Here is a 12611-nt window from a genome sequence, read left to right on the forward strand (position 1 = left end):
CCTTGCAAGCCGCGACCAGCACGTCAGCTTGCCAGCGCGCAGACATGAAAAAACCGGCCCCCAGGGGCCGGTTTCGTTTTACTGCAGAGGCTTGCGCCGGCTAACTCAGGCCAGCAAGTGGTTGTTGAGCTCGCGCATGCCGGCTGACAGCATGGCCAGATCCAGCGAGCTGAAAGACTGCAGCTCGGCAAACATCTGGTAGCACACGTCCAGCTCGCCGCGTCGCTTGGTCAGCCAGACATCTGCGAAGGCCTTGTCGGCCGACGCCTCGCTCAGCGCCAGCTTGCTCAGCTTGCGATGCAGGCGATACAGATCATCGCGCAGCGCGGAGCGGGCCAGCGACTGCCAGCGGTTGTCGCGCGGCAGGCCGGTAATGGCGTCGCGCAGCCAGTCCAGTTGCAGCGTGCGGCCAAGCTGGTAGTAGTTTTGCGCCACTTCATCCAGCGTCAGCTCGCCGCCTTCGGCGATTTCGATGATGTCCATCAGTGGTACGGCGAACTCCAGACGAGCCAGCACGCTGGCCAGATCCTTCGGCATGTTCGCCATGTCCAGACGGGCTTCCAGCTCGGCCACGGCCGGGTACTGGGCAGCGGACACCAGCGCCGGCAGCTTGGCCAGCAGCGCTTGCACCTTGTCGGCGTACTGGGCAATGACGGCGTTCACCGAGGTGAACGGACGCTTGTTGCGCAGCACCCAGCGGGTAACACGCTCGATCAGCGTGCGCACCAGCACCATCATCTGCATCTGTTGGTCGGCCGGGATCAGGTTGTCCAGCGCCTCGATGCGGCCCCACAGGCTTTCCGCGTTGAACACGCGGCTGGCGATCCACCATGCGCGGGCGATGTCGGCCGCGGAGAACGGCGATTCCTCCTGCAGGCGGAACACAAAGGTGGTGCCCATGCGGTTGATGATCTGGTTGGCCAGCTGGTTGGCGATGATCTCGCGCTTCAGCTGATGCTGTTCCATCTGTTTGCCGAAGCGCTCTTGCAGCGGTTTCGGGAAGTAGTTCACCAGCACCGGCAGGAAGTCGGCGTCATCCGGCACATCCGTCGCCAGAATGGCCTGATCCAGCGAAATCTTGCTGTAGGCCAGCAACACGGCGATCTCCGGCACGGTCAGACCCTGGCGGGCCAGGCGACGCTCGTTGATCTGGGTGTCGGACGGCAGGTACTCGATCTCGCGATTGAGTTCACCGGTCTTTTCCATGTGCGTGATCATGCGGGCGTGGGTGGACAGCATGGACGCCGCCTCCAGCCGCTTGATGGCCAGCACCTGGGTTTGCAGCACGTTGTTGCGCAGCACCAAATGCCCCACTTCGTCGGTCATTTCAGCCAGCAACTCATTCCGCTGTTTCAGCGTCATGTCGCCGGCCTGCATGACCGCGCCCAGCAGGATCTTGATGTTCACCTCGTGGTCGGAGCAATCCACGCCGGCGGAGTTGTCGATGGCGTCAGTGGCGATGCGGCCGCCAGCCAGCGCAAACTCGACGCGACCCAACTGGGTGCAGGTGAGGTTGCCGCCTTCCGCTACAACACGGGCTTGCAGCTCGTTGCCGTTGACGCGCACCGGATCATTGGCGCGGTCGCGGGCGTCGGCGTGGCTCTGGCTGGAGGCCTTGATGTAGGTGCCGATGCCGCCGTTGTACAACAAGTCGATCTTGGCCTTGAGGATCTCGTGGATCAGCTCGTTCGGCGCCATGTGATCCTTGTCAGTTTCCAGCCATGCCTTCACTTCCGGCGACAGCGGGATGGACTTGGCGGAGCGCTCGAAAATGCCGCCGCCCTTCGAGATCAGTTCGCGGTTGTAATCGGTCCAGCTGGAACGCGGCAGATTGAACAGACGCGCGCGCTCGGCGAAGCTCGCCTTGGCGTTGGGCGTCGGGTCCAGGAAGATGTGCAGGTGGTTGAACGCCGCCTTCAGGCAGATGTGCTCCGACAGCAACATGCCGTTGCCGAACACGTCGCCGGCCATGTCGCCGATGCCGATAACGGAGAAATCCTGCTCCTGGGTGTTGACGCCCAAGTGACGGAAGTGGCGTTTTACCGACTCCCAGGCGCCGCGCGCGGTAATGCCCATGCCCTTGTGGTCGTAACCGGCGGAACCGCCGGAAGCGAAGGCGTCGCCCAGCCAGAAGCCGTAGGCTTCGGAAATGCCGTTGGCGATGTCGGAGAAGGTGGCGGTGCCCTTGTCGGCCGCTACCACCAGATACGGATCATCCGGGTCCAGGCGACGCACGTCGACCGGCGGCACGATCTGACCGCTCACCAGATTGTCGGTCACGTCCAGCAACGCGGAAATGAAGATCTTGTAGCAAGCGATGCCTTCGGCGAGGAAGGCTTCGCGATCGCTCGGCGCCGGCAATTGCTTGCCGACAAAACCACCCTTTGAACCCATCGGCACGATCACGGAGTTCTTCACCATCTGCGCCTTCACCAGGCCCAGCACCTCGGTGCGGAAGTCCTCCATGCGGTCCGACCAGCGCAGACCGCCGCGCGCCACCTTGGAGCCGCGCAGATGCACGCCTTCAACACGCGGGCTGTACACCCAGATTTCGAACATCGGGCGCGGCTGCGGCAGGAAAGGCACTGCGCCGGATTCCAGCTTGAAGGACATATAGGACTTGAACTGGCCGTCCTTGTCCTTCTGCCAGAAGTTGGTGCGGCGGGTCGCCAGAATCACGGACAGGAAGCCGTTGAGGATGCGGTCTTCGTCCAGGTTGGCCACGTTGTCCAGCAGCGTCTTCACTTCGGCCAACAGGGCCTCGGCGCGGGCGTCGTCGGCCTTGACCGGGTCCAGACGGGCTTCGAACAGGCCCACCAAGCGTCGGGTGATGTCTGGGTAATTGGCGACACACTGCTCGAGATAGCTCTGGCTGAAAGTCAGGCCGCCCTGGCGCAGGTACTTGGCCAACGCGCGCACCAGCGAGATTTCGCGCCAGTCGAGCCCGGCAATCAGCGCCAGACGGTTGAAGCCGTCATTTTCGCAACGCTTGGCGAACACTTGCGCCAGCAGCTCCTGGAAGTCCTTCTGTACGCTTTCGTCCGACATCTGGTCGAAGAAAGCGCCTACGTCCAGACCGAAATCGCTGATCCAGACGCTGCTGCCGTCTTCACGGGTGACGCAGTACGGATGCTCATCGCGCACCTTCACGCCCATGTTTTCCAGAATCGGCAGGCTGGAAGACAGGCTCATGGCCTCGTTGAAGCGGAACAGCTTGAGATTGAAAGCCTGATTGTCGCGATGGAACGGGCGGTACAGTTTCATACCCAGCGGGCTGGCTTCGCTGACGGACTCCAGCAGCTGGATGTCCAGTACGGCGTTGCGTACCGCAAACTCTTCGCGATAGGCCACTGGGAAGGCGCTGCGATAGCGTTTGAACAGCAAATTGCCGGTTTCTTCGCCGTGGATTTCCACCAGTTGCTGATGCATTTCCTCCACCCAGCCGCGCACCAGGCGTGCGATTTCGGCTTCGATGTCGGCTTCGCGGAAGGCCGGCAGCTTGGAGGCGTTGGTGCGGATGATGTAATGCACGCGAGCCAGCGAGCTGTCGCTGATCTGCACGCTGAATTCAGCGGCATTGCCGTTGAAAGCCGCCATCAGCACCTTTTCGATCTTCAGGCGCACTTCGGTGTTGAAGCTGTCGCGCGGCGCGTACACCAGGCAGCTGACATAACGGTGATAACGGTCGGTGCGCACAAACAGGCGCACGCGCGGACGTTCTTGCAGGCTGACGATGCCTTCGGCGATCGGGCCCAGCACTTCCGCCGGGATTTCAAACAGTTCGTCGCGCGGATAGGACTCCAGCACGAAACTGAGGGTCTTGGCCTTGTAGCTGTCGTCAACGTAGTCGCAACCGGCCACCACGCCCGCCACTTTCTTGCGGATGATGGGGATGTCTTTCGGCGACGCCTGGTAAGCACTGGCGGTGTACAGGCCCAGGAAGCGGCGCTCGCCGATCACTTCGCCCTTGTCGTTGAAACGCTTGATGCCGACAAAATCGACGTATGCAGGACGGTGGATCAGGGAGCGGGTCTGGGACTTGTTGAGGATGATCAGCTGCGGCAGGTGCGCCAGTTCGCGCAGTTGCTGCGGCAAGAGCTCAAAGCTGGCGGAGTATTCCTTGTCACCCTGATCGCGCAGGATGCCGAGGCCGCTTTCCTTGACGATCTTCAGGCTGTCCTTGCCGTCGCGCTTGACCAGATCGTAGTCGCAGTAGCCCATGAACAGGAAGTGATTGCCGGCCATCCACTGCAGGTAGTCAACGGCTTCCTTGGCCTCATCGGCGCGCGGGCCTTTGAGCTTGCCCAGGTCTTTGGCGATGTTGCCCACCATGTCGCGCATCTTGGGCTCGTCGCTCACCACCAGACGGATGTCGGTGATGATGCGGGTCAACTCCGCTTCCAGCTTAGCGAGGGTGGCCGCGTCGCTGACGCGGTCGATCTGCACATGAATGAAGGATTCCAGCGGCAGGCTGCGGTCTTCTGTGCGGCGGATCTCGACAATGTTGCCGTTCTTGTCGCGACCGACCGACAGCACCGGGTGCACCAGCAAGTGCAGATTGATGTTGTAACGCGCCAGCAGCATGGTGACCGAGTCGATCAGGAACGGCATGTCGTCGTTCACGATCTCGATCACGGAGTGTGTGCTTTGCCAGCCGTCACGTTCGAAATCGGGGGTGTAAATGCGCACCTTCTGTACGCCCGGGGCGCGCTTCTGGGCAAATTCGTAATGCGCGAGCGCCGCGCCGAACAGGTCCAGCGACGAGAACTGCCGCAGGTCGGCGTGTTCGGTTTCCTCGAAGTAGATCGGGAAGAACGACGCCAGTTTTTGTGTCTCCTTGGAAGAAAGCTTGCTCTCGGCAACAGCCTGGATATCAGCGATCAGGCTGGCCAGTTCGGTCTTGTTGGTAAGCGACATGGGGCTTCTCTTGTTGTATGCACGGAGTGTGTCGGGGGCATTGTAGTAACCCCGCTACCTGCGGGATTTCCATATTGCGACGCCGACGTACAGAAACATGGGATGCATTGCAGCATGAAAAACCGGCCGGGATGAGTAACCGGATTTTTCTCCCACACCAAGCCTTATAGCAATGCGACGATCAATTACAAAAAGGCTTTGGCGCCTTGCATTGTATACAATCCTGCTGTCCGCACATAACTCTTTGATTTTTTGTATGTTTCACATTGTATACAAATAAGGGTAGAATGCGCGCGGTACCTTCCGTCCAGTTGTAGCCTGTTTCTGGCGGATTGTTGGACAAGGGTTTTCCATGCCAACATTTTGTCCAGCGCGCACCGCTTACCCGGTGCAAAGCAGACATAACAATAACAGGCTCCGGTCCGTCTTGCCGCACAGAGTGGCGGGAATCCCCATCGGATCGGGTTTACATTGCCCGGGGCAGGCCGCCAACGGTCGTCCCTGCGAGAAAAAGAGACACATCATATGAAGAAGGTTTTCCTTGCCGCCGCGCTGACCGCCAGCGTTTCCGCATTTGCCGCCCAGGCTGAAACCGTGCGTTTCGGCGTCGACCTCAACTACCCGCCCTTCTCCAAACAAGGCGCGGACGGCAAACCGCAAGGTTTTGACATCGACATGGCGAACGCCCTGTGCGCCTCGATGAAAGTCACCTGCCAGATCGTCCCGCAAGACTGGGACGGCCTGATTCCGGCCCTCAACGCCAACAAGTTCGACGCCATCCTGTCTTCGATGCAAATCACCGAAGAGCGCAAGAAAGCCGTCGACTTCACCAACAAGTACTACAACATCGCCAGCCGCATCATCGCCAAGGAAGGCACCCAGGTCAGCCAGACCTCCTTCAAGGGCAAAAAAATCGGCGTGCTGCGTGCCTCCACCCAGGAAAAATTCGCCAAGGACTTCTGGGGCAAAAACGGCGCTACCGTTGTGGCCTACACCAAATCGCCCGAGTCTTTCCTGGATCTGAAAGCCGGCCGCGTTGACGCCGTTTTCGTTGACGGCGCAGTGGGCGACCAGGAATTCCTCAAGACCGACGGCGGCAAGGGCTATGCCTTTGTCGGCCCCAACTACGCCGATGTGAAGTACTTCGGCCTGGGCGCCGGCATTGCCGTGAAGAAGGGCAACAAGGCACTGGTGGACCGTCTGAACAAGGCCATCGTCGACATCCGCAAGGACGGCGCTTACAAGAAGATCCAGGACAAGTACTTCCGCTTCGACGTCTACGGCAACTAAGACCCGCTGACCCAAGCCCTGATCCTGCGCTCGCCTCCTTGTCGTACTTCGGGTACTGCCTGCGTCGCGCGCCTTGGCTCAGAGCCTCTACGAGGTTTTGTTAGCGGTTCCAAGCCCAACGTCCCGCTGTCTCGCCGGCAACTGCCGTTGCCGGCGTCCTCCCGTTGCAGACCACGCTCATGCCGCTCACCCGGCAGGGGCGTTGCCGTCCCCTCTTCGGCCAACCCGGCTGCAGCGCGGGCGCAATGCAACGGCAGGCGCACAGCAATGCGATGTCCTCCTCTTCCAACGTATTCCCGGGGAGCTTCCCAATGTTCTTGCAAGGTTACCTACCCAGCATCCTCGAAGGAGCGGTGCTGACCTTGAAGCTGGCTGGCGCCGCGCTGGCGGTGTCGGTGGCGCTGGGCCTGATTGGCGCCATGTTCAAAATGGCCCCGTCCAGACCACTTCGCCTGCTGGCCGAACTCTATTCCACCGTAGTGCGCGGCGTACCGGACCTAGTGTGGATGTTTTTGCTGTTCTTCGGCGTGCAGATGTTGCTCAACGACCTGTGCGCCGCGATGGCTTGGCCCGCGCCCGACATCGACCCCTTTGTTGCCGGCGTGCTGACGCTGGGCTTCATCTTCGGCGCCTATATGACCGAAACCTTCCGTGGCGCCATCATGGCGGTGCCCAAAGGCCAGATGGAGGCCGGCTACGCTTACGGCATGGGACCGTTGCGGGTGTTTTTCCGCATTACCTTCCCCCAGATGGTGCGTTTCGCCCTGCCCAGCTTTTCCAACAACTGGCTGGTACTGGTGAAGTCCACCGCACTGGTGTCGGTGATTGGCCTCAATGATGTGATGTATCGCGCCGATGCGGCCAAATCCACCACGCAGGAACCCTTCAATGTCTACATGGTGGTTGCCGGGCTGTTCCTGGCCATCACCACCGTATCCAACCTGCTGCTGCGCGCGCTGGAAAAGCACTACGCGACCGGACTGAAGGAGAGTGAACTGTGATCGATCTGCATTTGATCGCCGACAAGCTGCCCGCCTTCTTCGGCGCCAGCGACGGCCAGCCGGTGATGAGCACCAGCGACGGCCTGCTGATGACGCTGCAGCTGCTGGCGCTGGCGCTGCTGTTCGGCTTGGCGCTGTCCATCCCACTGGCGCTGGGCCGGGTATCAAAAAACCGGCTTGTGGCCGGGCCGGTCTGGTTGTTTACCTATGTGTTCCGCGGCACGCCGCTGCTGGTGCAGCTGTTCATCATTTACTACGGCCTGTCCCAGTTTGACGCCGTCCGCGCCAGTTGGGCCTGGCAGTATTTGCAGCAGGCTTACTTCTGCGCCGTGCTGGCCTTCACGCTCAATACCGCGGCTTACACCACCGAAATCATCGCTGGGCAGATTCGCGCCACACACTGGGGCGAAATCGAGGCCGCGCGCGCCATGGGCATGAACAAGTGGCTGATGATGCGCCGCATCGTCATCCCTTCAGCCCTGCGCCGCGCGCTGCCTGCCTACAGCAACGAGGTGATCATGATGATGCAGAGCACGGCCGTGGCCGGTCTGGTCACACTGGCGGACATCACCGGCGTGGCGCGCCGCATCTACAGCGACACCTATATGGCTTTCGAGCCTTTCCTGATTGCCGGCGCCCTGTATCTGGCGCTTACCTTCCTGTTCGTCGCCCTGTTCAGATCGGCCGAGAAACGCTGGCTGTCCTACCTGGCGCCGCGCAAGAGCTGATACCCCACCCGAGGAAAACTTCATGACTGCAAATGCTTCGGCCAACATCAAGCTGCAGGTGACCGATCTGCACAAAAGCTACGGCGACCACGAGGTACTCAAGGGCGTGTCGCTTACCGCCCACGCCGGCGACGTCATCAGCATCATCGGCTCTTCCGGCTCCGGCAAGAGCACCTTCCTGCGCTGCATCAACCTGCTGGAACATCCCAACAGCGGCACCATCCAGGTAACCGGCGAAGAGCTGAAACTGGCCGCCGACAAGAAAACCGGCTATCTGAAAGCCGCCAGCCACAAACAACTGGAGCAAGTGCGCACCAAACTGGCGATGGTGTTCCAGCACTTCAATCTGTGGGGGCACATGACGGTGCTGGAAAACATCATCGAAGCCCCCATTCACGTGCTGGGCCTGTCGCGCGACGATGCCATCGTCCGCGCGCGCAAGTATCTGGACAAGGTGGGCCTGAAGGATGCCGAGCACAAATACCCGGCTCACATGTCCGGTGGGCAGCAGCAACGCGTGGCCATTGCCCGCGCGTTGGCGATGGAGCCTGAAGTGATGCTGTTTGACGAGCCCACTTCGGCGCTGGACCCGGAACTGGTGGGCGAAGTGCTGCGCGTGATGCAGGACCTGGCGCGCGAGGGCCGCACCATGGTGGTAGTGACACATGAAATGGGTTTTGCCCGCGAGGTGTCCAACCACGTGATTTTCCTGCACAAGGGCAAGATCGAAGAGCAAGGCAATCCGAAGGAAGTGCTGGTCAATCCCAAGAGCGAGCGGCTTGCACAATTCATCTCCGGCAGTCTTAAATAAATCGTACAATAGCGCCACCGCAGCACCGCCATGCCCTCCGGCATGGGGTGCTTTTTTGGTATAGTGCTCACTTTTTTCGGACATCATGGGTCATCAGCCGCACGCTGCCAAACCGCTACGTTACGGTTTTCTCCTGCTCCCGCACGCCTCCATGGCGGACTTCGCCATTGCCAGCGAGGTGCTGACCCGTGCCAACCAGTTGGCCGAAAAGCGCCTGTACGAATTCCTGCCCCTGTCGCTGGACGGCCAGCCAGTGGTCATGTCCAACGGCATGAAACTGGCAGTGGATCTTCCGCTCAACTACGCCCCAAAGCTGGATGCATTGTTTGTACTGGCCGACGACCTCGGCGCGGACATCAATCAGGATGAACTGAGCAAGGGCCTGAGCAGCCTGCACCCGGACAAGCTGCCCATCTCCGCCATCGGTTGCGGCAGTTACTGGCTGGCCCGCGCCGGCTTGCTCAACGGCTACCGCGCCACCATCCACTGGCAGGAAATCAATCGCTTCACCGAAGAATTCCAGGATGTGATCGTCACGTCCAATCTCTACGAAGCCGACCGCAACCGATCCAGTTGCGCCGGTGGTGCGGCAACGCTGGATTTCCTGCTGTCCACCGTGGGCTCGCAACACGGCCACGAATTCGCCTCCCGCTTGTCCGAGCTGTTCAGCACCGAACGCATTCGCCCCGGCAGCGACAGGCAGCGCATCCCGCTTGCCACCCGCATCGGCGGCAGCCAACCCAAGCTGACGGAAGCGGTCAGCCTGATGGAAGCCAATATCGAAGAGCCGCTCACCACTGACGACATCGCCTATTACGTGGGCGTATCGCGCCGTCAGCTGGAGCGCCTGTTCAAGCAGTATCTCAACACCGTACCCTCCAAATACTATCTGGAGCTGCGCCTGCGCAGGGCGCGGCAATTGCTGCAGCAAACCAGCAAGTCCATCGTGCAAATCGGTCTGGCCTGCGGCTTTTCCAGCGGTCCGCACTTCTCCAGCACCTACCGCAATCACTTCGGCATCACGCCGCGCGAAGAGCGTGCCCAGCGCACGCAACAGGCTGGCTGATGCACGCTGTTCAGCTCCAAAAGCAAACGCCGGCGGCACAATGTGCCACCGGCGTTGTTTATTTCAGGCTTGGCAGGACTGCCAATATCAGGCCTTGTCCAACCTGGCTGCAGGTTGCTGGCTTTGCTGCAATATCGTGGGCGACAAGGGCAGCTCAATGCAGAAGCACGCCCCGCTGGCGGGAATATTCACCGCACTGATCAGCCCGCCATACTGCTCGACGATGGTCTGGCAGATCGACAAGCCCAGCCCCATGCCGTTGGGCTTGGTCGAGAAGAACGGGTGGAACAACACTTCCAGCGACTCCGGCGAGATGCCGCGCCCGGTGTCGCGCACTTCCAGAATCGCCTTGCTGCCTTCGCGCCGGGTGTGAATGATGATATGGCGCTTCATCATTGGTTCATCCTTCAACGCATCCATGGCATTGGACAGCAGATTAAGCACCACCTGCTCCATCTGAATGCTGTCCGCCATCACTACCATCGGATACACCGACAGCAACTGCACCATTTCGATACCGCGCTCCTTGAGATCGTACTCCGCCAGGAACATGCAGTTGCCCACCACCTGGTTCAGATCGATCAGCCGGGTCTCCACCGCCCGCTTGCTCACCAGCGCGCGCAAGCGCTTGATGATTTCGCCCGCCCGATCGGCCTGTGCCACGGCAAGACGCAAAGCGGATTCGATCTGCGGCCGCGTCTCCTCAACGCTATCCAGCAACTGCAAGGACGCCTGGCAATAATTGGAAATGGCGGTCAGCGGCTGATTCACCTCATGCGCAATACCCGAAGCCATCTCGCCCATGGTGTGCAAGCGCGCCACATGCGACAACTTCTCCAGGTGCTCTTTCACCCGCAACTCGCTGGCTTCCAGCGCTTCTGCCGCGCGCATGCGCACCGGTCCCATATCGCGCAAGGCGCAGACCACGCCATTCAGCGCGCCACTGCGAGAGAATAGCGGCGCTACCGCGCCTTCCACCAGACGGACATGGCCCTTCGCCGTTGTCAGCTGCATGCGATCAGGCAACTCCACCGGTTTGGCTTCGCGGTAACACTGCGACACTGGGTCTTCGGCCAACTCTGCAGACAACTCGCCAATCAAGCGAAACACCTTGTGAAAGGGCTGCCCCACCACCTCAGCAGGCTCCATCCCCAACAAGGTCAGCGCCATGGGATTGGCCATCTCTATCACCTGCTCCTGATTGAGCGTGATCACGCCGTCATGTACGGCATTGAGCGTCACAGCGGCCCGTTCGCTCTGCAGATACAAAGCTTCGTCGGCCTGCGTCTGCACCTTGAGCATGGCGATTCGCTGCGAGTAGACCAGCCAGAACGACAGCACCAGCAGCAGTATCAGCGCCTCGCGCACCAGTAAGCCGCCGAGCCTGATATCGCTGAAATACAGATCACGCGATACCTTGAGCGAAAACGGCTGCGTATCGCTGCTCAACGGCAGCGTTACCTCAAAATGACGCAGCGCCGGCAACCACTCCCTGGCCCCGCGCTTACTCTCAGAACCAAACAAGCGCTCCCCGCGCGCATCGCGAGACTGAATCGCCAGATCCAGATCCTGCGGCACACTGTCCGTCAGCGAGCCGGACAGCAGCTTATCGCAATAGACCAGCAAGGCCACCATGCCCATCAAGCGGCCATTGCGCGCATCCGCGCTCAACTCATGCCCAGGTCCGAGATAAACCGGCTTCATCAGCAAATACACCTTGCCGCCCTCATACAGATCAAAGGGCTTGGAGGCCACCTTCTGCCCTGTCACGATCGCTCTGCGCACCTCGGGTGCAAAGTAGGGATCATGCAATACGTCATAACCGTATACCGAACTTGCCGCAGGAATATCTGGTTCGATCATGGTGACCACCAGATGCTGGTCTCTGACTGGCGAAGGAGACCAAGCGCGCTTGCCGCGGATATCGAAATCCCGGATGAAGAAGGTATCGCCGAAGCGCTCCTCCATCTGCTCGACAAATTGCGTACGCTCATCCCGATTCACATTCTGCAAGAACTCCACGGTATACAACTGCGGATAGTGACTAAGAATGTGATGGGAAAAGGTTTTCAGCACCGGCATATCAAACTTTTGCCGTGACATCAGCAATGCGTCCAGCGCTGCCAACACTGATTCGTTCTGATCAAGCTTGCGGGCAACGGCGCTCTGCGCCAAGCGCGCTCCCCTGTCGAACTCCTCCTGCACGCGCTGGTACTCAGACACCATCCACTGGATGCCTATCAGCAGCGAAGCCCCCATCCAGAGCAGGATGAAAAAGTGGTAACGGCGGCGCAGAATCCTTCTCCCCGGTTTGGTAAGTGTGGCAAAGCATAGCAAGAGCAGCTAACACAACCTTGTCGAGGTCCTGAGCCAAGGCACGCAACCACAATCAGTACACGAAGTACGACAAGGAAACGCAACGCAGGATCTGGGGTTTTGTCAGCGAGCCTAAGCCGGCGCATAAGCAAGGAAGACATTGTATAACGCTCCGACCATCATCGATATCGTATGTCTGCGTATGTCTTTTTACTTGCCATTGGAACGGGGCATCCCCTCCTCCAGACAGCCTGAGAGCTCGCTAATTTTTATGAAATATACATGCTGTTTGCCGAAGAGGCTGGCAAGGAGGCCAAAGACCCGATAGGGAGGCGGCGCAGAAGCCGTGCGTTGGCCAGGGTCTGTACGGGTAGCGACGACAGGTCGGGAAGGTTTGCCGAAGGCAGGCGCGTGGCTACCCGGCAAGCACAATGCACAAAGCCCAGCTCGTCTGAGCTGGGCTTCGTCAAGGGGAGTCTGGC

The 12611-nt window shown here is 60.1% G+C and carries 7 protein-coding genes; 5 read left to right on the top strand and 2 right to left on the bottom strand.

All coding sequences use genetic code 11. The features are described from left to right. Positions 1-105: 105 nt before the first annotated feature. Positions 106-4917 (bottom strand): NAD-glutamate dehydrogenase, encoded by a 4812-nt coding sequence (locus Q0P52_RS17600; protein ID WP_293765767.1) that lies wholly within the window; start codon positions 4915-4917, stop codon positions 106-108. A gap of 525 nt (positions 4918-5442) precedes the next feature. Between Q0P52_RS17600 and Q0P52_RS17605 the strand changes: the two genes are divergently transcribed. The 5 genes from Q0P52_RS17605 (at position 5443) to Q0P52_RS17625 (ending at position 9813) form a co-directional block, all read left to right on the top strand. Beyond that, the gene (locus tag Q0P52_RS17605) at positions 5443-6207 is read left to right on the top strand and encodes an ABC transporter substrate-binding protein (protein WP_293765768.1); all 765 of its coding nucleotides are present in this window, start codon (positions 5443-5445) and stop codon (positions 6205-6207) included. Positions 6208-6518: 311 nt separating this feature from the next. Beyond that, a complete protein-coding gene (locus Q0P52_RS17610; protein ID WP_293765769.1) occupies positions 6519-7208 on the top strand; it encodes an ABC transporter permease in 690 nt (229 codons plus the stop codon). Next, entirely contained in the window at positions 7205-7936 is a 732-nt protein-coding gene (locus Q0P52_RS17615; protein ID WP_293765770.1) for an ABC transporter permease, read from the top strand. The genes Q0P52_RS17610 and Q0P52_RS17615 overlap by 4 nt, the downstream gene beginning before the upstream one ends. Before the next feature lie 22 nt (positions 7937-7958). Beyond that, positions 7959-8747, top strand: coding sequence for an ATP-binding cassette domain-containing protein (locus tag Q0P52_RS17620; RefSeq protein WP_293765771.1), 789 nt, complete (start codon positions 7959-7961; stop codon positions 8745-8747). A gap of 85 nt (positions 8748-8832) precedes the next feature. After that, a complete protein-coding gene (locus Q0P52_RS17625; protein WP_293765772.1) occupies positions 8833-9813 on the top strand; it encodes a GlxA family transcriptional regulator in 981 nt (326 codons plus the stop codon). Between the two features lie 87 nt (positions 9814-9900). Here the strand turns inward: Q0P52_RS17625 and Q0P52_RS17630 are convergent, their stop codons facing one another. Next, a complete protein-coding gene (locus Q0P52_RS17630; RefSeq protein ID WP_293765773.1) occupies positions 9901-12072 on the bottom strand; it encodes an ATP-binding protein in 2172 nt (723 codons plus the stop codon). Positions 12073-12611 lie beyond the last annotated feature (539 nt).

Source organism: uncultured Aquitalea sp. (assembly GCF_945957525.1).
Classification (GTDB): Bacteria; Pseudomonadota; Gammaproteobacteria; order Burkholderiales; family Chromobacteriaceae; genus Aquitalea.

What these genes read in the sequence shown, in the direction of transcription:
- Q0P52_RS17605 (WP_293765768.1), top strand. Translation starts at nt 5,443, where the DNA reads ATGAAGAAGGTTTTCCTTGCCGCCGCGCTGACCGCCAGCGTTTCCGCA.
- Q0P52_RS17620 (WP_293765771.1), top strand. Translation starts at nt 7,959, where the DNA reads ATGACTGCAAATGCTTCGGCCAACATCAAGCTGCAGGTGACCGATCTG.
- Q0P52_RS17610 (WP_293765769.1), top strand. Translation starts at nt 6,519, where the DNA reads ATGTTCTTGCAAGGTTACCTACCCAGCATCCTCGAAGGAGCGGTGCTG.
- Q0P52_RS17625 (WP_293765772.1), top strand. Translation starts at nt 8,833, where the DNA reads ATGGGTCATCAGCCGCACGCTGCCAAACCGCTACGTTACGGTTTTCTC.
- Q0P52_RS17630 (WP_293765773.1), bottom strand. Translation starts at nt 12,072, where the DNA reads ATGGGGGCTTCGCTGCTGATAGGCATCCAGTGGATGGTGTCTGAGTAC.
- Q0P52_RS17600 (WP_293765767.1), bottom strand. Translation starts at nt 4,917, where the DNA reads ATGTCGCTTACCAACAAGACCGAACTGGCCAGCCTGATCGCTGATATC.